Raw genomic sequence first — 25134 nt, 5'->3', positions numbered from 1 at the left:
ACAGCGGGTAGTGGGACCGGCGGTTGTGAACGTGACTGAGAAGACTCGGAGGCGTTTCGATGACCGTAGGCACGCGGGTGGCCGCGAAGCGGAAGTTCCGGTCGGAAAACGGCACATACGTCACCACGGCCCGTGGCGCGGAGGTGCTCGGCACACCCTTGCTGAACAAGGGCACGGCCTTCACCCGCGAGGAGCGCACCGCGCTGGGGCTGGAGGGGCTGCTACCGCCGGCGGTCCTGTCCCTGGACGACCAGGTGCGGCGGGTGTACGAGCAGTACCACCGCCAGCCTTCCGACCTGCACAAGAACGTCTTCCTGGCCATGTTGCAGGACAACGACGAGGTGCTGTTCTACCGGCTGCTGGCCGAGCACCTGCGCGAGATGCTGCCGGTCGTCTACGACCCGACCGTGGGTGAGGCGATCAAGCGGTACAGCCACGAGTACCGCCGCCCGCGCGGGGTGTACCTGTCGGTCGACGAACCCGACCGGGTGGAGAAGGCGCTGGCCGACACCGGGCTGGGTGCCGACGACGTGGACCTGATCGTCGCCTCCGACGCCGAGGAGATCCTGGGGATCGGCGACTGGGGTTCCGGCGGCATCGACATCGCGGTCGGCAAGCTGGCCGTCTACACCGCCGCGGCCGGCATCGACCCGGGCCGGGTGATTCCGGTCGCGCTCGACGTCGGTACCGACAACGGGGAACTGCTCAACGACCCGGACTACCTCGGCAACCGGCACGCCCGGGAACGCGGGCGACGCTACGACGAGTTCATCGACGCCTACGTGCGGGCGGCGACCAAGCTGTTCCCGAACGCGCTGCTGCACTGGGAGGACTTCGGCCCGAGCAACGGCCGGCGGATCCTGGAGCGCTACCGCGACCAGGTGTGCACGTTCAACGACGACATGCAGGGCACCGGCGCGATCGTGCTCGCCGCGGCCCTGAGCGCCGTGCGGGTGGCCGGCACCCGGATGCGGGACCAGCGGATCGTCATCTTCGGCTCCGGCACCGCCGGGGTCGGCATCGCCGACCAGCTCCGCGACGCGATGGTCCGCGACGGCGCGGACCGGGACACCGCGATCCGGCAGATCTGGTGCGTCGACAAGCAGGGGCTGCTGACCGGCGACATGACCGACCTGCGCGACTACCAGACCCCGTACGCCCGCCCGGCCGGCGAGGTCACCGCCTGGCGACGGGACGGCCGCATCGGGCTGCGGGAGACCGTCGCGAACGGCAGACCGACCATGCTGGTCGGCACCTCGACCGTGCACGGCGCGTTCACCGAAGCCATCGTCAAGGAGATGGCCGGGCACGTGGACCGGCCGATCATCTTCCCGCTGTCCAACCCGACGGAACGCATCGAGGCGATGCCCGACCAGCTCATCGCGTGGACCGGAGGCCGTGGCCTCGTCGCCACCGGCATCCCGGTCCCGCCGGTCACCTACCAGGGCGTCACCTACGGCATCGGGCAGGCGAACAACGCCCTGCTGTACCCCGGACTCGGCCTCGGCGCCATCGTCGCCAGGGCCAAGCGGATCAGCGACGGGATGTTCGCGGCCGCCGCCGAAGCCGTCGCCGGCCTGGTGGACGTGAGCACACCCGGCGCGTCGCTGCTGCCGCACGTGGAGAACCTGCGGGACGTGTCGGCCACCGTCGCGGCCGCCGTGGCGCAGCGGGCCGCCGACGAGGATCTGGCCCGTGCCGAGCTCACCGACCCGGCACGGCAGGTACGGGATGCGATGTGGCAACCGGAGTACCGTCCGGTCAAGGCAGGGTGACGAGATGGCCGAACCCAAGCCCGCCGGCCGTCGCGTGCCCGAGGTGCGCGACGTGCCCATCGGCATCGACGCCACCGGCACCCGCACCGAAACCGACTCGCTCGGCCCGGTCGCCGTCCCGGCCGACCACTACTGGGGCGCGCAGACCCAGCGCTCCCTGGTCCACTTCGACATCGGCGACGACCGCATGCCCAAGGCGGTCTACCACGCCTACGGCTACGTCAAGAAGGCCGCGGCGATCGTCAACGCCCGCGCCGGGCGGATGCCGCAGTGGAAGGCCGACCTGATCGCACGCGTGGCCGACGAGGTGATCGCCGGCGACCTCGACAGCGAGTTTCCGTTGTACGTCTGGCAGACCGGCTCCGGCACCCAGTCCAACATGAACGTCAACGAGGTGATCTCCAACCGCGCGATCCAGCTCGTCGGCGGGCAACTGGGCAGCAAGACGCCGGTACACCCGAACGACGACGTCAACATGGGCCAGTCCTCCAACGACACCTTCCCCACCGCCATGCACATCGCCGCGGTCGTCGCGATCGAGGAGCACCTGCTACCGGCGCTCGCCAGGCTGCACGACGCCACCGTGGTCAAGAGCCGCGAGTGGGCCGACGTCGTGAAGATCGGCCGGACACACCTGGAGGACGCCACCCCGCTCACCGTCGGCCAGGAGTGGTCCGGCTACGCCGCCCAGCTCGAGGACGCCGTCGAACACCTCGCCTCGACCAGGCGGGGCCTGTACCGGCTGGCGATGGGCGGCACCGCCGTCGGCACCGGCCTCAACGCCCCGACCGGCTTCGGCGAGGACACCGCCGCGGTGATCGCGGAGCTGACCGGCCGGCCGTTCGTCACCGCGCCCAACAAGTTCGCCGCCCAGGCTTCCCTGGACCCGCTCGTGCGCACATCGGCCGCGCTGCGCGGGATCGCCACGGCGCTGTTCAAGTTCGCCAACGACATCCGGTGGCTCGGCTCAGGACCGCGCACCGGCCTGCACGAGCTGCTCCTGCCCGCCAACGAGCCCGGCTCGTCGATCATGCCCGGCAAGGTGAACCCGACCCAGGCCGAAGCGATGCTCATGGTGTGCGTCCAGGTGCTCGGGTCGGACACCGCCGTGGCCATCGGCGGCAACGAGGGCAACTTCGAGCTCAACGCCTTCCGGCCCGTCGTCATCAGCAACGTCCTGCACTCGATCCGCATCCTCGCCGACGCCGCCGAGCACTTCCGCGAGTTCCTCGTCGAAGGCGTCAGGCTCGACCGCGACCAGCTGCGGCAGAACGTGGACCGCTCGGTCATGATGGTCACCGCGCTGTCGCCGGTCATCGGCTACGACAAGGCGTCCGAGATCGCGCACCTCGCCATCGACGACGGCCTGTCCCTCAAGGAGGCGGCGCTGCGGCGCGGCGTCAGCGACGAGATGTACGAGCGGATCGTCGTGCCCGAGGACCTCACCCACGCGGGTTGACTGTGCTTTGCTCCTGGCTCTTGCGCTTGGCTTTTGCTCTTGGTCGCGGCCTGACGAGCGCGTCGGTGGCTCAGATCGCGAGCGCGCCGACGAGCCGGTCGCCGGCGTGGTCGTGCAGGACGCTGATGACCGGCGCGACCGGGATGCCTGCGGACGTGAGATCGGCGGCGACGAAGCCGATGCCGTCGCGCATGGCCCGCCGGTGCACCGAGGGGCGGCGCAGCAGCTCGCCCCGGTCGACCGGCACGACGACGAGCGCCTGGCGCCGGGCGGCGCCGACCCGCCGCACGGCGACGCCCCGCAGCTGCGGCCACGGGTAGCTGTCGACCTCGATGACGGCGCGGGGGTCACCGGCCTGCGGCGACCGGCGGTGCAGCGTCAGCCAGGTGATCCGCCGCGCCTGCCCCCGGCTCAGCTGGACGACCGCGACGACGATCCCGACCAGGCCGATCCCCGACAGGACTGCCATCGTCCACTGGCCGTCGTCGCTGACGTCCCAGAACGGGAAGAAGTACAGGCAGACCGCGGACAACGCGACGGCGGGCACCGCCCAGCCGGCCGCCCGCCAGCGGCCCTCGGACTCCGGGTCGCCGGCCAGGACACGGATGCCGGCCTCGTCGATGTGCAGCCTGGTGCGGCGCGACAACCGGCCGACACCGGCGAACGCCTGCGTGACCAGCAGTGCGCCGGGGACCGTGATCAGCACCAGCATGGCGGCGGCGTAGTTGCCGTGGTGCCAGTGGTCACCGTGGTTCTCGCCCACCTTGTAGGCGATCCACGTGCCCAGGATCGACACCCCGATGCCCACGACGAAGGACAGGAAGATGCGCAGCAGAGGGCTCCCGGACGCGGTGGCGAACTCGGCCGGGCGGCGCGGCTGCGGCGCCGGCGCGGCGACGGTGGGGGAGACGGGTGCCGCGGCGGGCCACTCGTTGCTCGACGGGAACGGGTCGCTCGACACCGCGGGCGGGAACGGTCCGGGCGGCGCGGTGTACTCGGCGGTGCCCGGGTAGCCGACGACGGGCGAGGTCGGGACCGGCGGGACACTGACCGGCGCCGGGGCGGGCGGCACGCTCGTCACCGTCGGCGGTGCGCTGACCGGAGCCGGTCCCGCCTGCGCCGGCACCCGGCCACCCGAAGAGGCCGCCGCGAACGCCGGAGCCGTGGGCTCGCCGGTGGTCACCATCGCGCGCAGGGCGCCCTCGGCGACGACGAGCTCCGGCTGGTCCAGGACCGTCGGCGCGACGCCCAGCGCGGTGTGCAGCAGCGTCGACACCAACGGGATCCGGGTGCCGCCGCCGACCAGGAACACACCGCCGATCTGGTGCGGCTCGATGCGGGCCTCACGGATGCACTGCGTGGTGATCCGCACCGTGTCGGCCAGGCGCGGCCGGGCCAGCTCCTCGAACTGCTCGCGGCCCACGATGACCTCGCGGTCGACGAGCGGCACCAGCATGGCCGCCGACGACTGGGACGACAGCGCCTCCTTCACCTCGGTGGCGTCCTGCCACAGCGTCCGGAAGGCGCGGCTGTCCGCCGTGTTCTGCGGCGAGCGCAGCCGCTGCCACTCCTGCGGCGAGGCCGCCGCGACCGCGTCACCGGCGATCGACAGCACACTCTCGTCCAGGTCGAGCCCGCCGAAGTCGTCGAGTCCGCGGTACGACAGCGGTGCGAACCCGGTCGGCCCGCGCTGCACCACGCTGACGTCGAACGTGCCGGCGCCGAGGTCGTAGACGACGACACAGCCGCCGGGCTGCAGCTCCCGGCCGAGGACGGTGGCGAAGTACGTGGCGGCCGCGGTCGGCTCGGGGACGAGCACCACCTGCGGCAGCCCGGCCTGCCGGGCCGCGTCCACGAGCACCGACTGGCGCGCCGGGCCCCACTCCACGGGGTACGTGATGACGACCCGCGACGGCGACATCGACAGCGCCCGCGTGGCCTCCTGCCGCACCCTGCCGAGGGTCGCGGCGACCAGGTCCACGACGGGGACGCTCTGCTCACCGAGCAGCAGGTTACGGTCGTCGACGCGGCGCTTCGGGTTGGGCTCGCACGACTCCGGCACGAGCCGCGCCTGCCGCTGCGCCGCCCGACCGGTCAGGATCTGCCCGTTGGCGCCGACACAGACGGTCGACGGCAGTAGCGGCGACCCGTCGAACAGCATGGGCCGGACCCTGCCGTCGGGATACGAGAGCATCGCCACCGTGTTGGAGGTGCCGTAATCGATAGCCAGCCACGAATCCGCGAACGCGTTCCCCGCCACACGGCGAAGTGTAGGGCCCCCACGCTCCGACGAACGTGCGGAAACCACCGCCGTTCAGTGGAGGTCGTCAACATCCCGGCCGCCACGCCCGGTGGTCGGGCTGTCCGTCCGTCAGAATCAGACGGGGATGCGAGTGGCGGGAGGTGTGGCGTCGGTGAGTGCCTCGTCCGGCACGACTCCCTCGTCTGGGCCTGACCGGCGGCCCGCTGCCGGGCGATTCGACGTCGGAATCGAGTCGGTCCAGGGTGCGCAGATCGGTGACCATAATATCCAGACAAATCAATACCATGGACGCGTGACGACCGAGGTTCACCAGCATTTCCACGCTGCCGACCCGGTGTCGTTGGTTCGGGTGGTCAGGTCGGCGTATCGGGAGCAGGTGAGGCGGATCGCTCCGCCGGTGTTGCTGGGCCGGGACGCGGAGCTGGCGGAGCTCGCCGCGTTCTGTGTGGACGGTGAGCGTGGTCCGTATGTGTGGTGGCGGGCCGGGCCGTGGGCGGGGAAGTCGGCGCTGTTGTCGACGTTCGTCCTCCACGCCGGCGAAGGGCGTGCCGGGCGGATCTGGGTCGTGTCGTTCTTCATCACGGCCCGGCTGGCCGGGCAGGACACCCGGGAAGCGTTCACCACCGTCGTTCTCGAGCAACTGGCCGCCCTGATCGGGCAGGACCTGCCCGCGACGATGAACGAAGCCACTCGCGAAGCGCACCTGCACGACCTTCTGGCCCGAGCCGCCGCCGGCTGCCACTCCGCCGGCGGACGTCTGGTCCTGATCGTGGACGGTCTCGACGAAGACCGCGGTGTCACCCTCGGACCCGACGCCCACAGCATCGCCGCACTCCTACCTGCCAACCCACCGGCGGGCATGCGGATCATCGTCTCCGGCCGTCCCAACCCACCCGTCCCGGACGACGTCCCCGACTGGCACCCCCTGCGCGACCCCGGCATCATCCGGCTCCTCGACGACTCGCCGCACGCCCGCGACCTGCAACGTCTCGGGCAGGTCGAGATCAAACGCCTCCTCAAGGGCACGCAGGTCGAACAGGATCTGCTCGGCTTTCTCGCCGCTGCCCGCGGTGGCCTGTCCAGCGGCGACCTGTGTGAGCTGACCGGAGCCGGGCTGGTCCACATCGAAGACGTTCTCCACACCGTCGCCGGGCGAACCCTTACCCGCCGCCTGGCGCAATGGAACCCGACGACCGGGCGCGACGTCTACCTGCTCGGGCACGAAGAGCTCCAGGCGGCCGCGATCAGCTACATCGGGGTCCGCATCGTCGGCTACCAGCGGCGGCTGCACAGCTGGGCCGACGGCTACCGCACTCCACCCGGCGGCGAACGTTGGCCGCCCACGACACCTGAATATCTCCTCAACGGCTACCCCCGGCTGCTCGCCGAGCTCGGCGATCTTTCCCGGTTGGTCACCCTTGTCACCGACACCACGCGCCAGGATCGGCTCCTCGGCATCACCGGGGCTGACACCGCGGCGCTCACCGACATCGCCACCGCCTTCTCGGTGCTGATCGCACAGCCGCCACCTGACCTGCTGGCCGCGCTACGCCTCTCCTGGCAAGGCCGGGGCGCTGGCAACCGAGGCCGAACTGATTGTCCGCTCCCTCATCCGGTACTCGCGTGGGCGAGCGTTGTTCGAGCTCGCCACCGCGCTCGACGTGGCCGGCGACCACAACCGGGCCCAGGGCATGGCATCTGAAGCCGAACAGATCGCCCGCTCCGGAGCCGACTCACTCTTCGGGCCCGCCACGTTGACCAACTTGGCCACCTCGGCCACCGCAGCGGGTGACCACGACCGAGCCAGACGCCTTGCACTCCAGGCCGAACAGAACACGCTTTCCCCACTCGCGACCCTGACCAGCAGGCGCGGGCGCTGACCAGCCTGATCGCCGTATTCAGCGCGGCCGGCGACCGTGACAAGGCAATGGCGCTGGCATCCCGAGCCGAACAGCTGGCCGGCTCCATCATCGATGCGGACAAGCGGTCACGGGCGTTGCATGGGCTTGCCACCGCAGTCACCGCCGCCGGTGACCACGAGCGTGCCGCCGAGATCGCCCGCTCCCTGGCCGATCAGGAGGCGCAGGCACAGGCCCTGACTGATCTGGCAACCGCGATCGCCGCAGCCGGTGACCTCGACCGGGCCAAAGCGCTGGCAATCGAAGCCGAACAGAAGATCCGCTCCACCACCGGCGAAGAGGATCGCAAGGTGCATGTGTCGACCGAGGTGGCCACAGCGCTCGCCGTCATCGGCGATCACGACCGAGCCGAGGAGATCGCCCGGTCCCTCGCCGACTCGTACTGGCGATCACTGGCGTTGACCGGGCTGGCTACGGCGGCGGCCGCCGCCGGCCGTCACGCCGAGGCACAAGCCTCGGCAATCCGGAGCGGCAAGATGGCGCGATCCATCGTTGACCCTTACCGGCAACCACATGCGTTGATCGGCGTGGCTACTGCCTTCGCCGCTGCCGGCGACCACAAACGAGCCGAGGCCCTCATAGCGCAGGTCCGCATCGTCGCCAGCCCGGACGAGCATGCGCGCGCGTTGATCGGCCTGGTCGGGGCAGCCACGGCCGCCGGCGACCACCCGAAGGCCAAGGCACTGGCTGCCCGCGCGGAACAGGTCATCCAGGACATCGCTGAGCCGTACTGGCGGGCGAAGGCGCTGGTCGAGCTGGTTGCCGCTGTGACCGCCGCCGGCGACCATGAGCGCGCCACGGCCCTGGCAGCGCGAGCTGAACAGACCGCTCGGTCCGACTCCGATCCGTGGTCGCAGGCGGCGGCGTTGGCCAACCTTGCCGATGTCGTTGAACCCGACCGCGCCCGAAGGTTGATCGCGGAAGCGCTCGCCGTCGGGCGCTGGACAACCCCGCTCGAGCAGATCGCCCGAATCGACCCGGCAACAATCCGGACCTTCCTCGACCAGTTCGTGACGTCGTGGGTCCCGCCCTCGTGATCACCATCGTCAACGCGCCTGACGTCGCCGTCCGTCAGGTGGTATCGCGACCGCGGGATCTCGAATGGGTGACTGCATGATCACCTCAGGTTGATGGGTGCTTATACGCTGACCGTGCGTCGCTTGTGGGCCAGCGCGGCAGGGGGTGGATCGTGATGCCGGTTCGGAGTCGGCGGTGGGTGTGGGCGGGGCGGGCGGTCTTCGGTGCGCTCGTGGTCGGGGTGTCGGTGTACCTGGTCGTGGTTGGCCCCGGTGAGGCGGACGCGTTCATCAGTGTTGCGGGGCTTGTGGTGGCGCTGCTGGCGTTGGGCGCTCCGTATCTGTTGCCGGTGGCTGGAGGAGCATCGATGTCCGACCCTGATCATGTCGAGGACACCGGCGACGCTGAGGCGACGGGTGGCGGTCAGGCTGTGACCGGGGCCGATCTCACCGGGGACGGTGGACCGGTGCGGGTGGTCAGGTCCGGAGACGCCGTCGCCGAGGGCACCGGCTCATCCGCCATTTCCGGTGTCGTGCGTCGCTCGCGGTCGTGACCGACCTCGACGCGTCCGGCCAGGCCGTTTCGGCCGTGTCCGATGATGGTCGGATCAGTGTCAATGACTCCGGCAGTGCCACAGCCAGCAACGGCGGCTTCGCGAACACCGGAGTCGTCGAAGGCAACGTGACGATCGAGTATCACCAGGCCGCCAGTCCGCTGCCGCCGGTTCAGCCGGTCAGGTCGGCGTATCTGGAGCAGGTGGCCCGCATCGCCCCCGCCGAGCTACTGGAACGCGAGGCGGAGCTGGCCGCGTTGCGAGACTTCTGCACCGCGCCGGACGCAGACGTGTACCTGTGGCTGCGTGCCCCCGCATGGGTCGGCAAGTCGGCCCTCATCGCCTGGTTTGTGCTGCACCCTCCGCCGGACGTGCGGCTGGTGTCGTTCTTCGTCACCGCGCGACTGGCCCGTCAGGACGACAGCGTCGCCTTCGCTGACGTCGTGCTGGAACAGCTCCTGACCTTGCTCGGCCGCCCGGCTCCCGCGCTGCTGACGCCCGCCACTCGCGAGGCTCATCTGCTCGCCGTGCTGGAGGAGGCGGCAGCGGACTGCCAGGCCCGTGGTGAGCGCCTCGTCCTCGTCGTCGACGGCCTGGACGAGGACCACGGCACCGCAACCGGACCCGATGGCCACAGCATCGCCGCCCTGCTGCCCGCCCGGCCTACGGCCGGCCTGCGGGTCATCGTCACCGGCAGGCCGAACCCGCCGCTGCCGCCAGACGTGCCGCCGGGCCATCCGTTGCGCGACCCGGCGATCGTTCGCCCGCTGACCCCCTCCCCACATGCCGCCGTCATCCGGACCACAGCCCAACACGAGCTCAAGCGTCTGCTCGCCGCCGACAACCCCGACGGTGACCTGCTGGCGTTCGTCGCCGCGGCCGGAGGCGGCCTGAGCGCGGCCGACCTGGCCGAACTCACCGGCCGCCGCCCGTGGCAGGTCGAAGACCGGTTGGGCGCAGTCGCCGGCCGTACCTTCACCGTCCGCCGCGACCCTTGGGCCTCGGCCGATCCGCGTCAGGGCGATCAACCCGGCGGCACACACCAACGCGACCCGAATCGCGCCGAGACCTACGTGCTGGGTCACGAGGAGCTGCAGCGAGAGGCCCTTGCCCTGCTTGGCGACCGCGCGCTGGACGCGCGCCGCCAACAGTTGCACGACTGGGCCGACACGTACCGGCGGCGGCGTTGGCCGGTGGACACACCCGGATACCTCCTGCAGGGGTACCTCGGCCTGCTGCTGAACACCAAGGACCTCCCGAGGATCGTCGCGCTGGCCACCGACTCGACCCGGCACGCCCGTCTGCTCGACCGGTCGGGCGCGGACGGTGCCGCACTGACGGAGATCGTCGCAGCCCAGGATGCTCTGGCCGGCGAGCGTCGCCCGGACCTCGTCGCTCTGGCCCGTCTTGCCGTCCACCGTTCGGTGCTGACCCGCCGGAACCGCAACATTCCGGTGCCGCTGCCGGCCTTGTGGGCCAGGCTGGGCGAGTCGGCCCGCGCGGACGCCTTGGCCCGGTCGATCCCGGACCCGACCCAACGCGACGCCGCCCTGGCGGCCATCGCCGAGGCCGCGGCCACCCCCGCCGTGCCGAGCCCGCTACCTCCCGCCGAGCCGGCAGACCGCACGGAGAGTCCCGGGCTCACGGTTGAAGCGCTCGTCGATGAGGCCCGCACCGCGTCTCGTCGCGGTGACACCGACCGCGCCGGCCATCTGCTGCGCGCGGCCGAACGCAGCGCGTTCGCGAGCACCGATCCCGACGAACGCGCCGCACTGTGGAACTCCATCGTCTGGGCCCGGAGGCGACCAGACCTGCCCAGCGACGACGAGGACACGGCTGCGGCGCAGATGGCGGATGTGCGGATCCTCGATCCCTGGCGGGTCGAAGACGACCTGTTCGAGCGGGCGGCGGTCGCCGCGGCTGACGCCGGCGAGTTCGATCAGGCCGAGGCCGTCGCGGACGCGATCCGGAACCGCCGTCACGACGTCCTCGAAAAGATCGCACTGGCCGCCGTAGCCGCCGGCGACGTCGTCAGGGCCGAGCGTCTGTCGTTGTCCTTCGGGTCCTCGGCGCTGGCCGATCTGGCTCGGGCGATGTATGAGCGAGGCGACCAGACCCGGGCCCGCACCTGGATCGACACCGCTGCCGCCGAAGCCTTCACCGGTGGGCGCTGGTTCGACCACACAAAGTTGGTCAGCACCCTCGCCGCTGTCGGCGATGCGGAGCAAGCAGTGACGCGGGCCATGGCGGTGCCCGATCCGTTCGAGCGGATGAGCTCGCTCGCAGCGATCGCCACCGCTACGAGCGAGCACACCGAGGCGTGCCTGGCAGCGCTGGCCGAGGCACTGGTCCGGCCCGAGCCCGACGCTGACACGTCGCAGTGGGACGCCTGGCTCAGCGCGGTGCGCGCCATCGCGACCCTGGGCGACATCGCCGTCGCCGAGGTCGAAGGGCGCGACGCCGCCAAGACCGGCAGGGCGGACGGACTGGTGACCGTGGCGCTCATCCACCGCGAACGCGGCAACGTCGTCGAGGCCCGCACCGCGCTCGCCGACGCGGTCGTCGTCGCGGCCCGCCAGGAACCCGCAGGACGGAACGATCCGCTCTACGCCGCGGTCACGGCGATGGCCGAGCTCGGCGACGCCGACACCGCCGCGGCGGCCGCCGTAACCGCTGCCGAGCCGTACCGGCGACATGACGCCCTCTGTCGAATTGTCGAAGCAGCCGCCGACGCCGGGCACCTCGCCGCCGCCGAGCGGGCCGCCGAACTGATCCGCCATCCCAGCGGCAGCCACGACCGGCTGGATCAGAAGATCGCTCTGGCTCACGCGACCCGCCGTGACTACGCCGCCGCGACCGCCGCGACCAACCGGATCGGCGACCCCGAGGTCCGAGCACGCGCGGTCCCGCGGATCGCCTCGATCGCGATCGAGCACGGCGACCTCGGCCCGGCCGAGGAGATCGCCCGTGAGCACGGCGACCTGGAGTTGCTCATCCTCGTCGCAGACGGTGCCGTCACCGCTGGTGAGAACGACCGCGGCCGGGCGCTGCTGGACCTCGCCGCAGCCACTGCCCGCGCCGTGCCCGATCCGCAATGGCAGGCCGAGACCCTCGCCTCCGCGGCATGCACCCTCACCGCCGACCCCGCGCGATCGGCCCGGCTCACCGCCGCCGCGGAACACGCGGCCCGGCTCGTCACCGACCCGGCCCAACGGGCCCAGGCGTTCGTCGCGGTCGCGATGGCTATGCAACCGCCGGCCGCGGCCGCCCTGCTGGCCGAGGTGGGACCGCTGACCTGCGGACCGGTCGAGCGGCTTGCCGACCGCGTGCGGGTCGCGGCCCGCGACACCGACCACGCCACCACCGGCAAACTGCTGGCTGTCATGCGTCACCTGTCCGCCACCATCAGCAACCCGGACGAACGTTCCCGCGCCGAGCAGGCCCACGTCGCAGCAGCCATCGCAGCAGGCAATCTCGACGCCGCCACCGAGGTGGCCCGAGCGATCAACCACCCGGACCAGCGAGCCCTGGCCCTCGCCCACGTCGCAAGCGCAGGCTCACCAGCCCGAGCCATCGACCTGGCCACCGCAATCGACATCCCAGACCGCCGGACCGACACACTCATCGACGCTGCGGCCCGAGCCGCCGCCGCGGGCGACCTGACAACCGCCGAACAGGCGGCCGCCCAGGTACGCCTGCCAAGCGGCGCCGCGCACGCATGGTTCGCCATCGTGCTGCACGGCGCCCGCACCGCCGACCTCGACCGCCTGACCCGAGACGCGAACCGCATCGACGACCACCCACTGCGGCAATGGGCACACCGAATCCTCACCGACACGGCGGAGGCCCGCACCGCCGGCACCGCACAATCGGCGCCCACCAACGCGGAACCCCGTGCCTCGAGCGCAACGCCGGAGGACTTCATCACGGCGATCGAAGATGCCCGACGCGACGGTCGGTTCGACCTCGTCGATGACCTCATCGCGGCGGCATCCGCGGCGATCAGGGCGACCAGTCAACCGTCACGACGTCGGGAAACGCTGCTGCTGCTCGCTCAAACCGCACCCGAACACCCGGCATGCTCCGCGCTCATCGCCGAGACGTTACGGACCGAACCAATCACAGCAGCGCTCGACGCACTCGCGCGCATCCATCGCGTCGCCGCGACAGCCGCCGCCGACGAACTCCTCGCCCTCCTCACCTGACCGTCACCCGTCCAGATCACTCGTCGGCGGTCACGTATGCGGTGCGGGCGGCCGCCTGGACGGCCGGGTCGGAGTCGGCGAGCCCGTGCTCAACGAGCGCCTCGTCCTCGTCGCGCCAGCCGCCGGCGAGCCAGGAGTCGCCGCCGGCGGCGCGGAAGCGGCCGAGGCCGAGGTGCCCGGCGGCGCGCACGCGCGGGTCGTCGGCCGCCGCCCATTGCCGGACCGCGGCGTAGCCCTCGTCGGGCTGGGACGACAGCAGCTGCTCGATGACCTCGTCGAGCAGGTCACGGGCTTCCTCGTCGGGCTCGGCCGTTGCGGTCTCGAGCAGGGTCGGCAGCGTTCCCAGCGACAGGCAGCCCACCACGACATCGATGTCGTACTCGGCGCGCAGTGCAGTCACCACCGCCTGTGCCAGGTCCGGCCGAAACGTGGGTGCTTCGACGGTCAACCCGTCGGACGCCGTCAACCGCTCCATGACGTCGTCGTCGAACTCCCATTCCTCCACGCCGTGCGTCCTTCCATCCGTGTGCATCCGACCGCCGGTGGCGTACTACGCGGAGTTTGACGGGGCGCCGCAAGTCGGGCAGTGGGCCGGCAGCGGCCGGCCACCTGTCGAGCGCCGGCCTTGAGCGGCGAGGGCCAGGGTCAGCAGTACTGGTCCCACCACGGCGACCAGCATCGCGGCGGTGGCCATGGACGACCACACCGGGACTTGGGGCCGGCCGGGGCCGGCGTCATCGAGCATCGCACCGAGCGGGTTCAGGCGGGCTCATGCGAGTCCTCCGCTCAAGCGGGGCGCGGCCTTGATGGCGCGCAGCCGGGTGGTGGCCGCCGAGGCCGCCCGGCTGGCCGATCCCGTGGCCCTGGTCGACGCCCAGCGGCGCGAGGTGCTGCGCCGGCTCCGCGACGCGCAGCGGGCCGCGCTGGACCGGTCGATGGACCCGGTCGCCGGGCTGCTGCTGGAGGGTGTCGTGCTGCGGCTGCGGGCCGACCTGGAGTGGCTGGAGGCGTGCGAGCGCATCTGGACCGCGCGTGACCGGACCGGACGGAAGGCGGGGGAGTGACCGGATCGACGGTGCTGCGGGCGCGCGGGCTGACCAGGCGGTACCGCCACGCTGGCCCTCGGCCTCACCCTCAACGAGCTCGCCGAACGGCCGTTCCAGCAGACCCGGACCGCCACCGCCGGCCCGGACGTGATCGTGACACCCCGGGCCACCGGCCAGGCCGCGCTGGACGAGCTCGCACCGCTGACCACCGCGGCCGGCGTCACCGGTCACAGCGGCCCCTTCCCGATCGCGTACCTGACGATGACGGCCGGCGGCACGTCCGCGCACGCCGTCGTCCAGGGCCGCGACACCGCACCCGCACCGATCGACCGGCCCGCCGTGACCGGCGGCACCTGGGTACGCCCCGGCGGCGTGGTCGTCGAGCGCGCCTTCGCCGACGCCCTCGGCATCCGCACCGGCGACACGGTCGACATCGGCGGCCATCCGCGGCGCGTGACCGGGACCGCCGTCACGGCCGCCAGAGCGACGTACCCGTACGCCGGATGGCACTACCCCGGCAGCATCCTGGTCGAGCGCGGCGGCCTCGTCTGGGTCGACGGCAGCGACATCGCCACACTCGCCGGCGGCCGGCCGCTGTCGTACACCCTCAACCTCAAGCTCGCCGACCCGGCGGCCAGCACCACGTACGCCGTCGGCGACCAGCTCACCACGTGGCAGGAGATCGGCCACCTCAACGGCCGGCTGTACAGCGACGCGCAGATCACGCTGCTCGTCGGCAGCTGGCTGCTCAGCGGCCTCGCGCTGGCCGGGGTCGCCGGCATCGTCGCGGGCCGGATCATCACCCGACGCCGCCGGGTCGGGCTGCTCAAGGCCGCCGGCGCCGGACCGGCCATGATCGCCGCCGTCCACCTCGCCGAGTACCTCGTGATCGGGCTCGCCGCCGCCACGGGCCTGGCCGCGGGCTGGTTCGCCGCACCCGTGCTGATCCGCCCCAGCGCCGGACTCGTCGGTTCCGTCAACGCCCAGCCACCCGCGCTGCGCACGGCGGTCGCCGTCACGGCCCTCGCCCTCACGATCGCAGTGGCGGCGACGCTGGTGCCGGTGGTGCGCGCCGCCACCACCAGCACCGCCCACGCGCTGGCCGACGGCGCGGCGCCACCGCGGCGCCGGCGGTGGCGCATCCGGCTGTCGCGGCGGCTGCCCACCGCACTCGGCGTCCTGTTCGCCGTCGCCGCGCTCACCGCCGTCCCCGCGATTGCCGCCACCCGCCACCCGGTCGTGGAAACCCTCCGGTCCGCACCGACCTGACCGCCGGGATCGCTGCGGTGTCAGCCTTGCGATTCGCGGACGAGCTGCCACTGCCACCAGGCGAGGTCGGGCTCGAGGTCCGCGTAGCCGCGGCTGCGTTCGAGCTGCTGCGCGTCGGCGTGGGTCATCATCATGCAGGCGCCTTCGTTGGTGATGCGTTCCACCTCTTCGCGTTGCAGGTGCCGGCCGGCCTCCGCCTCGGCGGCGTGGAGGAGGGCCACCAGCGCGGGGATGAACACGGGCCGAAGCTCGCGCCGCGGATCCGCCTCGCCTCCCTCGGGGCCCAGACGCCAGGTGCCGAAGGGGTTGTTGCAGGGGTGGCCCGTCGGGTACCCGTCGTCGGGCCAGCGCTCGAGGCGGCGGCGAGGGGTGTCCAGGTCGGGCCGGAAGGTGTCGCCGCTGACCAGCACGGGGTCCTCGTCCAGCTGGTACACGTTGAGCTCGCCGAGGAGCCGGTTGGCCTCGGACGGTGCGGCCTCGACCTCCGCGTCCGGCAGCCCGAACGCGTGCATGCCGCAGGTTCGCGACACACCGCCGTCCTGCAGCACCACGACGGCGCACCGGTAGAGCAGCCACGGGTCGCAGCCCTCGAGGCTCTCCAGCCAGTGCGGGACGGACCAGCCCAGCTTCGACTGCTCGAGCCGCACGCCCAGCGCTCCGGCGTCGCCCAGCGCGGCGATCAGCGTCGCGACCTCGTCCGCCGCCGCACCGAGGTACACCGGCAGATCCAGGACCAGAGCGCTGCCGGCCGCGGCGACGGCGGACTGCTCCTGCGCCGACATCGTGCCGTAGCCGAACGCCTGGCCGAACGAGCCGTCGTTCTCCACCCAGTCCACCGGCGCGCGGAAGCCGAGGCGCTGCGATGTGAGCGACTTGCCGTCCAGGGTCAGCCCGGACCGTCCGAGCGAGTCCTGCCACTGCGCCATCGTCGCCGCGACCCCGGGGACGAAGAGCCGCACACCGTACACATGATCTTCAGACATGCCGCGGAGGGTAGTACCCCTGTGCGAGCCCGCTGGTGTGACGTTGCTGGACCATCCCCGGCGCGCGATGCCGGCGGGGCGTCGGGGATGCTGTGGGCGTGGAGTACGTGTCCAGAGTGCCGCGACCGCCGCTGGACGGGCTGATCGACGACCTGTACTACCTGGACGGTGCGCCGCCGTACGCCCGGCTGACGCTGCCGCCGATGCCGGCGGCGTTGCTCATCGTCAACCTCGGGGCGCCGTTCCGCATCCGCGCCGGCACCGACATCGAGACAGCCGACTACGCCGACGGCTGCGTGGTCACCACGCCCACCCGCGCGTTGGAGTTCAGCTACCCACTCCCGACCCGGTCCGTCGGCGTGCACGTCAAGCCGTGGGGGCTGGCGCCGTTCCTGCCGATGCCCGCGGCCGAGCTGTGTGACCGGCCGGTGACGGTGGAGCAGGTCTGGGGCCGGCCCGCCGTTGCTGAGCTGCGAGACCGGCTGGCCACCGCGGACGGACCGCACGCGATGCTGACGCTGCTCGAGGAGGAGCTGATGCGACGGCTGTGCGAGACCGCCGGCCTGGGCCTGGTCCGCCATACGAGCAGCGTCATCGCGGCGACCGGCGGGGCGGTGGCGATCGGCGACCTGAGCGTGGCAGCCGGTGTCAGCAGCACCCATCTGGCGCAGCGGTTCAAGGAGCTCATCGGCGTCACGCCGAAGCGGCTGGCCCGCACCCACCGCTTCGCCGCCACCGTGTTCGCGATCGACCCCGCCGGACCGATCGACTGGGGCGAACTCGCCGGTGACGCAGGTTATTTCGACCAGGCCCACTTCGGCCACGAGTTCCGGGCGTTCACCGGGCTCACGCCGACCCGGTACGTCGAAGTCCGGCGGCGGTTCCTGCGCGAACATCCCGGCCACGTGTTCGACGGCTGGCCGCTGCCGGCCGATTGATTTCTTACAAGAGCGACAGCTCTCGAAACGCTAATTTGGGGGCATCCCAAAGCAGAGGAGAGCCCCGTGGGCAAGGTGGTCATGTACAGCTCGGTGTCGGTGGACGGCTTCGTCGCGGACGAGAACGACCAGCCCGGACCGCTGTTCGACTGGTTGTCCAGCGGTGACGTCCCGTTGGACGAGAGCGGCGCGCTGAAGGTGTCGCAGACGTCCTACGACTACACCCGGCCGTACTGGGACCAGATCGGGGTGACAGTCGTCGGCCGCCACGTGTTCGACCTGACGGACGGCTGGGACGGGAAGCCTCCGGGCGGGATCGACCACGTGGTCGTGGTGTCGCACCGGCCGGCGCCCGAGGGCTGGGACCCCGAGGCGCCGTTTCACTTCGTCGACGGCGTCGAGGCAGCCGTGGCCAAGGCGCAGGAGCTTGCGGGTGACCGCGTGGTCGAGGTCGCCGCCGGCGACGTCGGTGGCCAGGTGCTTGCCGCGGGCCTGATCGACGAGGTGCGCATGGACGTCGTCCCCGTCGTGTTCGGGTCCGGCAAGCGCTACTTCGGGTCGGTCCACGCGCAGCACCTGCTGGAGGAACCTGACGTGGTGATTCAGGGCAACCGGGTGCTTCACCTGCGCTTTCAGGTGCACCGTTAACCCGAGATCACTGTTTGCCAGTTTCCGTCGTATCTTGGCCGACTCCCGATAGGTTTGTGCGGATCCGTGGTCGATACGGCTGGACACACCGACAGAAGTGGGCCTGTGCTCTACGACGACACCCGCGACGGCGTCGAGTACATCTTCGGCGACCGGATCGCCGAACTCACCCAGGACGCCGACGGAGTCGACGTGGCCTTCGCGGGCGGCGACCGGCGGCGCTTCGACCTGGTGGTCGGGGCCGACGGGCTGCACTCGGCGCTGCGGGCGATGGTCTTCGGGCCGCATGAGCGGTTCCTCCGCCACCTCGGGCACGTGCTGGCCTTCTACAGCGTGCCCAACGAGTTCGGGCTGGACCGCTGGCTGCTCGAGCACCAGGATCAGGAGTCCGGGCGCTCAGCCCTCCTGCGACCCATCCAGGACGCCACCCGGGCGATGGCGATGTTCTACTTCGCCTCGGCTGACTTCGACGTCGACCACCGTGACGTCGCGGCCCAGAAGGTGCTGCTGCGTGAACGGATGGCCGGCCTGGGCTGGTTGAGCCCGGACATCCTCGCGCACCTGGACGACACCCCGGACTTCTACCTCGACCAGGTCGCCCAGGTGGTGATGGACCGCTGGTCGAGCGGACGGGTGGGGCTGCTCGGGGACGCGGCGTTCAGCTCGTCGCCGATGTCCGGGCAGGGCACCGGGCTGGCCCTGGTCGGCGCCTACCTGCTGGCCGGAGAGCTGGCCGCCGCCGGGTGGGATCCCGACGCCGGGTTCGCCCGCTACGAGGCGCGGATGCGCTCGTTCGTCGAGGCCAACCAGGAGATCGGCCGGCTGAACGCCCGCACCCGCGACGTCCCCGGGCCAGACGCCGAGCCGGGCCCCGATTTCGCCGGCGAATGGTTCACCGAGCTGGTCGGGCGCGCGATCAACGGCATCGAGCTGCCCGACTACGCGGGGGTGCCGGACTCCGCAGCCCCGGCCGGATCGCCGATCACCTCGTCAGCCAATCCGTAGGTGTCACCGGGTTTGGAGCTGACGAGCAGGACGAGGACCAGCAGCGCCAACCCGGCCACGGTGCCGATGCCGGCCCGCTCGAGCAGGCCGAGGCACACGGTCAGCATGCCGACGACCGGGCCGAGCGGCATCGCCGGCCGCACCGCGAAGCCGCGGGTCGGGGAACTTTACAGGTCCGTGCGGGGCTACCTACCATGGCTGGACCGTGAGCGGAGGGACCACGCATGCCGTCACCGGTCCCGTCTCGACCGCCGACCCTCGATGAGGTCGCCGAGCGCGCCCGGGTGTCCCGCACCGTCGCCTCCCGGGTGATCAACAACGGGCCCAACGTGAGCCGCGCCAAGCGGGACGCCGTCGAGAAGGCGATCCGGGAGCTCGGGTTCACCCCCAACCGCAGCGCGCGGGCGCTGGCCACCCGCCAGACCGGCGTGGTGGTGCTGGCGGTGTCCGGCGACGGGCCGGAGGTGTTCGGTGACCCGTTCTTCGCGCAGGTCATCGTCGGCGCGTCCGCCGCGCTGGAGAAGACCGACCTGCACCTCATGCTCAGCCTGGCCACGAACGATCACGGCCAGCGGCGGCTGCGGAACTTCCTGCAGACCAGGGGGGCCGACGGCGTGATGCTGGTCGCGACGCGCGGCGCCGACCCCATGATCGACATCGCCACGAAGTCGGGCCTGCCGACGGTGTTCATCGGCCTGCCGGTACACGGGACGCCGCCGTACTACGTCGACGTCGACAACGCCGGCGGTTCGCGGGCCGCCACCGAGCATCTCCTGCGCGCCGGGCGCCGCCGCATCGCGATGATCACCGGTCCGGAGGACACCGCCGTGGGCCGGGAGCGCCTTCGCGGCTATGCGGAGGCGTTGCTCCTGGCCGGCCTCGAGCCGTACGCGACCGCTCCCGGCGACTTCCTGGAGGCGAGCGGCGCCGAGGCGATGCGCGCGCTGCTGCACGCGCATCCGGACCTCGACGCCGTGGTCGCCGCCAACGACAACATGGCGGCCGGGGCCTTGCGGGTGCTGCGCGACGCCGGCCGCGCGGTGCCCGGCGACGTCGCCGTGGTGGGCTTCGACGACATGCCCATCGCGCTGCACACCGACCCGACGCTCACCACCATGCACCAGCCGGTGCAGTCGCTGGGCCGCGAGGCCGCCCGGATGCTGGTCGAACTGCTGGACGGGGCCCAGCCGGCGTCGCTGATCCTGCCCGCGAAGCTCGTCGTGCGCGAGTCGGCCTGACCCCGGTTCAGTACCGGGTGTACTTCACCCAGTCGTAGGTGGCGGTCAGGGTCCTGCCCGGGTACCTGAACGGCTGCAGCCAGCCGTCGACGCCGACGCCGGGCCACAGGTTCATCATGATGCGCTGCGGGTGGGTGGGCAGCGCCCCGCGCGAGCCGTTCTCCTGGTGGACGAGCCTGCCGTCGACGAACCAGTTGATGGTGCCGCCGTTCCACCACTCGAAGGCGTAGTCGTGGTAACCGGCCGAGGCGTCGAACCCGAGGTTGATGACGGTCTCGTGCCCGCCGACGCCGCCGGTGAAGTAGTTGGTCTGCAGCTGGTTGGTGTTCTTGCCGAGGATCTCCACGTCGATCTCGTCCCACGGCTGCCCGTCGCTGGGTCCGGTGTAGGTGAAGAACGAGGTCACCGTGCCGGGGTTCTTGACGGCCTTCAGTCGGGCCTCGAATCGCCCGTACGTGAACAGGTCGTTGCTGCGGTATTCGCCGGAGGCGTAGGGCCTGCCGGAGCAGCCGCCCGGGCAGGACGCGGTGTCCAGGTTGATGCCCATGACGCCGCCGCTGAACCAGACGTGGTCGGCGCGCCAGCCGGCGTTGAACATGCCGCCATTGCTGTAGCCGTCGGCCTTGTGCCAGCGACCGGTGTCGAACGAGTTCAGGTTGTCCACGAAGCTGGGTCCGATGGCGGCCTCCGCGTGGGGCACGCTCAGCACGGCCGTGAGGCCGAGGGTGGCGAGGACCAACGCGGTCAATCGAGTCCGCAACATGTGAGGTCTCCAGTCCTACAAGCCGTGCGGAGCCGCTGCTCACGCACGACGAACGGGGGGATTTGGCGGGATCCCGGACGCGAGCCGGCCGGTTCGGCGGTGACCGGAAGCGCTTCCAGTCGATTCGGTCCAGCAACGTCGATGTCAGCGTGTGACTGCACGGTGCTGTTGTCAAGGGCCCCTTTACGTCGTGGCCGCCCGCCGCTAGCTTGAAACTGGAAGCGCTACCAATCGTCGGCGTCTATCAACGAGCCGACGGGAGAGCGCTCTCAACATCGACTGGGAGGCAACATGCGGATGCGAACACTGCTGTGCGCGGCGGCCGCCGCCGTCGCGTTGGTGGTGTCCGGCGCCGGCACCGCCGCGGCCGGCGCCGGCCGGGACACGGCGCCGACGCGGTACCTGGGCATGTTCCGGGAGGAGGACCCCACCACGATCGCCGCCAACGTCAGAAGCCTGTACGGCGTCACGCCCGCCAGCGTGATGTGGTTCGACAGCTGGGCGAGCGGCCGTCCCTTCCCGGTGGCGGAGGCCAGGACGCTCTGGCGCCACGGCATCATGCCGCACTACACCTGGGAACCCTGGGACACCGCCCTCGGCCCCAACGACCCCGCGCAGATCCACCTGCAGGACATCATCGACGGTTCGTGGGACGGCTACATCACGGCGCGCGCCAGGGAGTTCGCCGCCGTGCGCATGCCGATCCTGGTCCGCTGGGGCCACGAGTTCAACGGCAACTGGTATCCGTGGGGCATCGCCAACAACAACGCCGACCCGGCCCAATACGTGCGGGCGTACCGTCACGTGCACGACCTCGTCGTGGCCGCCGGCGCGCGCAACGTGCAATGGGTGTGGGCCTACAACAACGGCTCGTCACCGGATGCGCCCTACAACGACCCGGCGGCCGCCTACCCCGGCGACGCGTACGTCGACTGGGTCGGCATCGACGGCTACAACTGGGGATTCGGCCCGTCGTGGGACCCGGCCGGCGATCACTGGACCACGTTCGACGAGACGTTCGCCGCCGCGTACGCCAAGGCCCGCGCCGTCGCGCCGAACCGGCCCGTGACGATCGCCGAGTTCGCGTCGACCGAGGACGGCGGCGACAAGGCGCAGTGGCTGAGGAACATGAACGCGGCGCTGCGCACGGGCGCGTACTCCGATCTCAAACTGCTCACCTACTTCGACCTGACGAAGGAGGAGGCGTGGTCGCCGGGCTCGTCGCCGGCCGCGCTCGCCGCCTTCACGTCCTGGGTCGGGCAGCGGTACATGAAGGGGCGGGGAGCGGAGCTGGCCCGCATCGCCGCGCATTACAGAAGGTGAGCTGCTGTGGCGGCGGGTGCTGCACCCGCCGCCACACCGGCCGACGGGGTGGCTGGAAGGGGCTGACAAACCGCCGAACGCGAGTAAGAATCGCGTTCACCATGACTGCCAACTCGCCCTCATGACGCTCCGACGGATCTGGGCCGCGCCGCCGGCCCGCGCCGCCGCGACCGTTGTCGCCCTGCTCATCGCCGTCGTCGCGGTCGGCGCCGTGACGGATCCCTCGGGTCTGCTCGCACCGGTCGGCGGTCGAGGACTGCCCCTCGCCGGCACCGGCAGCACCTACCGCTGGGCACCCCTCGTCGTCGGGCTTCCGGTCCTGCTGGCCGGCGCGGCGCTCCCGGTCCTGCTCGCCGGCGGGCGGTTGGCGGCCCGGTGGGTGTTCGTCGCCGCCTGGGTCGCGACCGTCGGCGCGGGCGCCTGGGCGAGCGCCGCGAGTGGCTTCGTGTCGGCGATTCCCGTGCTGGGACGGCATCTGTCCGTCGGTTCGGCGCTTCGGTACGCGGTGAGCACGAGCGGCTTCGCGGCACTGAAGTACGTCGTCGTCGGCGCGCTGGTGGCGGGCTGCGCCGCGCTCGCCCATCGCGCCGGCCCGGCGGCCCGTTCCCGGGACGAGCCCGAGCCCCTGGCAGCGCAGCCGGTCCTCGCGCCCGTGCTCGTGGTGTTCGCCGTGGCCGCGCTCGCCGCGGTGGGACCGGCGGCGCAGTGGTGGCGCGTCGGCCCGGTCGGGTACGCGTTCGCGGGGTTCCTCATCGCTCCGACCGCCGCGAACGGCGTGCTCGGCTTCCTCCTCGGCATGGCCGTGTTCCTCACCGTCGTCGCGGCGGTCGTGCGGGCCTTCGGGCGCAGGTTGTCCGGCGGCGGCGTGACCGTGTGGCTGGCCTCGGTGGTCGGCGGTCTCGGTCTCGGGGTCGTCGGCGCGGCGACCGCGCCGCTGTCGGACCACCTCTCCGGCGCCGGGCCGGACAGCTGGTGGATCAGCACCGCGCTGATCAGCGTCGCGACGGGGCTCAGCTACGGCGCGGCCGTCGGCCTGGCCGCGGCGCTCGTCGTTGCCGGGATCGGCTCGCGGTGGCCGTCCGTGCTGCTGCTGCGTCCCGACACGCGACCGCGGCTGGTGGTCCTCGTGGCGGTCGGGGTGCTGCTCCTCGCGCTCGCGCCGGTCATCGGCGCACCGGTCCAGCCCGGACCGCCGTCCGTCGCCGCGGTCGCGGGGACCGGTGGCATGCAGCGGCTCCTGGTCCACCCGGCGCCCCGGCCCGACGGGTTGGCCACGATCGGCGACGTCACCGGCCGGCAGGTGATCCTGCGGGGCGTCAACGTGAACCAGTTGATCGACTACCACCTGCGCGATCCGGCGGTGCCGGCGACGCGGCCGCCGACCGATGACGACTTCGCCCAGATGGCGGCGATGGGCTTCAACGTGATCCGTCTCGGCATGTCGTGGTCGCGGCTGGAGCCCGAGCGGGGCAGGTTCGACCAGTCGTACCTCCGCGAGATCCAGGCGGCGGTCGCCGGCGCCAAGGCGCACGGGATCTACACCGTGCTGGACATGCACCAGGACGCGTGGGGCAACGCCCTCGCGCGGCCGTCCGAGCAATACGGCGGCGGCACCACCCCGACCACCGGCTGGGACGGCGCGCCGGCCTGGGCGACGATCACCGACGGCACGGCACACTGCCAGTTCCTGGCCCGGGACCTCGCGCCCGCGGTGGCGACGGCGTACGGAAACCTGTACGCCGACCGCGACGGCATCCAGACCGAGCTCGTCCGCGCCTGGGCGTTCGTCGCCCGCGCCTTCGCCGGCGAACCGGCCGTCGCCGGGTACGACCTGCTCAACGAGCCGGGCATCGGGCCCAACCCGCCGACCAGCTCGGGGCTGCTGCTCGGCCGGTTCTACGACGCCGCCATCACCGCGATCCGCGCGGCCGAGGGCGCCGCCGGCGGCTTCCCCCACGTCGTCTTCTTCCAGCCGAGCGTGCTGTGGTCCGGCCTCGGCTTCGACGTGACCCCGCCACCCGGGTTCACCGCGGACCGGCAACTGGTGTTCGCCCCGCACCCGTACAGCGAGTCCATCAGCATGGATCAGAGCCTGGGCCTGACGATCGCGTCGATCGAGCGGAACCTCACCGTGTCGGCCCGCGCGGCCGCCGCCTACGGCGCCGCGCTGTGGCCCGGCGAATGGGGCTGGTTCGGCGACCCCGCGGTGGACGGCGCCAAGGTGCGGCGGTTCGCCGCGGCCCAGGACCGGCTCGGTATCGGCGGCGCGTTCTGGGTCTGGCGGCAGGGCTGCGGCTCGCCGGAGACCGGCGCCGACGCGACCACGTCCGGCAACCTGGTCGCGGTCGACTGCCGTACGGGCGAATCGATCCCACCGCCGGCACCCTTCGCAGAACCGCTGTCGCGCGCCTACCCCCGGGCCTTCCCTGGCCGGCTGGCGTCGCTGTCGGCGGGCCCGCGCGGCACCGAGCTGCGGATCACCGCGACCGCTCCGCCCGACCTGGCGAACTGCCAGGTCGACGTCTGGTTCCCCGGCGCGGCTGAGCCGAGCCTGCGCACTACGAACGTCGGCAACGCGTCGGCCGAGCGGGTGCCGGGCGGCTGGCGCATCACCGGCTGCGCGAGCGGCGCCTACTCCATCACAGCCACCTGACCGAGGGCTGCCCGGGACCCAGCCGGGCGGCTGACCCGCCGCAGCGTCTCGACCGGCGGACCGCCGCGGCCCGCTGG

General features: G+C 71.9%; 19 protein-coding genes. 14 read left to right on the top strand and 5 right to left on the bottom strand.

Translation table 11 applies throughout. The features are described from left to right. Nucleotides 1–59 precede the first annotated feature (59 nt). Together ACQEVZ_RS47365 and fumC are read left to right on the top strand one after the other, a co-directional pair. The gene (locus ACQEVZ_RS47365) at nt 60–1775 is read left to right on the top strand and encodes an NAD-dependent malic enzyme (protein ID WP_433380852.1); all 1716 of its coding nucleotides are present in this window, start codon (nt 60–62) and stop codon (nt 1773–1775) included. A 4-nt stretch (nt 1776–1779) separates the two neighbouring features. Then, nucleotides 1780–3234: a class II fumarate hydratase gene (gene fumC, locus ACQEVZ_RS47360; RefSeq protein WP_433380849.1), complete on the top strand. Its 1455-nt coding sequence runs from the start codon at nt 1780–1782 to the stop codon at nt 3232–3234. Nucleotides 3235–3304: 70 nt separating this feature from the next. Here the strand turns inward: fumC and ACQEVZ_RS47355 are convergent, their stop codons facing one another. Further along, complete coding sequence (locus ACQEVZ_RS47355; protein ID WP_433380846.1) at nt 3305–5494, bottom strand: Hsp70 family protein; 2190 nt, start codon at nt 5492–5494, stop codon at nt 3305–3307. Between the two features lie 154 nt (nt 5495–5648). Between ACQEVZ_RS47355 and ACQEVZ_RS47350 the strand changes: the two genes are divergently transcribed. The 4 genes from ACQEVZ_RS47350 (at nt 5649) to ACQEVZ_RS47335 (ending at nt 13191) form a co-directional block, all read left to right on the top strand. Further along, a complete protein-coding gene (locus ACQEVZ_RS47350; protein WP_433380843.1) occupies nt 5649–7199 on the top strand; it encodes a hypothetical protein in 1551 nt (516 codons plus the stop codon). 225 nt (nt 7200–7424) lie between these two features. Beyond that, complete coding sequence (locus ACQEVZ_RS47345; RefSeq protein ID WP_433380840.1) at nt 7425–8453, top strand: tetratricopeptide repeat protein; 1029 nt, start codon at nt 7425–7427, stop codon at nt 8451–8453. A 212-nt stretch (nt 8454–8665) separates the two neighbouring features. Then, nucleotides 8666–8986: a hypothetical protein gene (locus ACQEVZ_RS47340; protein WP_433380837.1), complete on the top strand. Its 321-nt coding sequence runs from the start codon at nt 8666–8668 to the stop codon at nt 8984–8986. Next, entirely contained in the window at nt 8983–13191 is a 4209-nt protein-coding gene (locus tag ACQEVZ_RS47335) for a hypothetical protein (protein ID WP_433380834.1), read from the top strand. Before ACQEVZ_RS47340 ends, ACQEVZ_RS47335 begins: the two co-directional genes overlap by 4 nt. A gap of 16 nt (nt 13192–13207) precedes the next feature. Here ACQEVZ_RS47335 and ACQEVZ_RS47330 read toward each other — a convergent pair whose 3' ends face one another. Next, nucleotides 13208–13696 (bottom strand): hypothetical protein, encoded by a 489-nt coding sequence (locus ACQEVZ_RS47330; protein WP_433380831.1) that lies wholly within the window; start codon nt 13694–13696, stop codon nt 13208–13210. Nucleotides 13697–13997: 301 nt separating this feature from the next. Here ACQEVZ_RS47330 and ACQEVZ_RS47325 point away from each other — a divergent pair, with 301 nt between their 5' ends. Further along, complete coding sequence (locus ACQEVZ_RS47325; protein ID WP_433380828.1) at nt 13998–14255, top strand: hypothetical protein; 258 nt, start codon at nt 13998–14000, stop codon at nt 14253–14255. Nucleotides 14256–14390: 135 nt separating this feature from the next. Continuing rightward, nucleotides 14391–15506 (top strand): ABC transporter permease, encoded by a 1116-nt coding sequence (locus ACQEVZ_RS47320; protein ID WP_433380825.1) that lies wholly within the window; start codon nt 14391–14393, stop codon nt 15504–15506. A gap of 20 nt (nt 15507–15526) precedes the next feature. Here ACQEVZ_RS47320 and ACQEVZ_RS47315 read toward each other — a convergent pair whose 3' ends face one another. Further along, the gene (locus ACQEVZ_RS47315; RefSeq protein WP_433380822.1) at nt 15527–16489 is read right to left on the bottom strand and encodes a DUF4261 domain-containing protein; all 963 of its coding nucleotides are present in this window, start codon (nt 16487–16489) and stop codon (nt 15527–15529) included. A gap of 98 nt (nt 16490–16587) precedes the next feature. On the opposite strand from ACQEVZ_RS47315, the gene ACQEVZ_RS47310 reads away from it, so the two are divergent. The 3 genes from ACQEVZ_RS47310 (at nt 16588) to ACQEVZ_RS47300 (ending at nt 19080) form a co-directional block, all read left to right on the top strand. Next, a complete protein-coding gene (locus ACQEVZ_RS47310; RefSeq protein ID WP_433380819.1) occupies nt 16588–17427 on the top strand; it encodes a helix-turn-helix domain-containing protein in 840 nt (279 codons plus the stop codon). A gap of 66 nt (nt 17428–17493) precedes the next feature. Beyond that, nucleotides 17494–18075, top strand: coding sequence for a dihydrofolate reductase family protein (locus tag ACQEVZ_RS47305; protein ID WP_433380816.1), 582 nt, complete (start codon nt 17494–17496; stop codon nt 18073–18075). Between the two features lie 105 nt (nt 18076–18180). Further along, on the top strand, nt 18181–19080 hold the full coding sequence (locus ACQEVZ_RS47300) for an FAD-dependent monooxygenase (protein ID WP_433380813.1): 900 nt from the start codon (nt 18181–18183) through the stop codon (nt 19078–19080). Here the strand turns inward: ACQEVZ_RS47300 and ACQEVZ_RS47295 are convergent. Further along, the gene (locus tag ACQEVZ_RS47295; protein ID WP_354898168.1) at nt 19014–19211 is read right to left on the bottom strand and encodes a hypothetical protein; all 198 of its coding nucleotides are present in this window, start codon (nt 19209–19211) and stop codon (nt 19014–19016) included. The genes ACQEVZ_RS47300 and ACQEVZ_RS47295 overlap by 67 nt on opposite strands. A 93-nt stretch (nt 19212–19304) precedes the next feature. Here ACQEVZ_RS47295 and ACQEVZ_RS47290 point away from each other — a divergent pair, with 93 nt between their 5' ends. Further along, a complete protein-coding gene (locus tag ACQEVZ_RS47290; RefSeq protein ID WP_433380810.1) occupies nt 19305–20318 on the top strand; it encodes a LacI family DNA-binding transcriptional regulator in 1014 nt (337 codons plus the stop codon). Between the two features lie 7 nt (nt 20319–20325). On the opposite strand, the gene bglS is transcribed toward ACQEVZ_RS47290, so the two are convergent. After that, nucleotides 20326–21081, bottom strand: a complete 756-nt coding sequence (gene bglS / locus ACQEVZ_RS47285) for a beta-glucanase (protein WP_433380807.1) — start codon at nt 21079–21081, stop codon at nt 20326–20328. A gap of 291 nt (nt 21082–21372) precedes the next feature. On the opposite strand from bglS, the gene ACQEVZ_RS47280 reads away from it, so the two are divergent. Then, nucleotides 21373–22404 (top strand): glycoside hydrolase family 26 protein, encoded by a 1032-nt coding sequence (locus ACQEVZ_RS47280; RefSeq protein WP_433380804.1) that lies wholly within the window; start codon nt 21373–21375, stop codon nt 22402–22404. Nucleotides 22405–22525: 121 nt separating this feature from the next. Then, nucleotides 22526–25057: a glycoside hydrolase family 5 protein gene (locus ACQEVZ_RS47275; RefSeq protein ID WP_433380801.1), complete on the top strand. Its 2532-nt coding sequence runs from the start codon at nt 22526–22528 to the stop codon at nt 25055–25057. The last annotated feature ends 77 nt before the right edge of the window (nt 25058–25134 follow it).

This window comes from Dactylosporangium sp. CA-152071 (assembly GCF_050936335.1).
Taxonomy (GTDB): domain Bacteria; phylum Actinomycetota; class Actinomycetes; order Mycobacteriales; family Micromonosporaceae; genus Dactylosporangium; species Dactylosporangium maewongense.
This window is presented reverse-complemented; position numbering and strand designations above follow the sequence as displayed.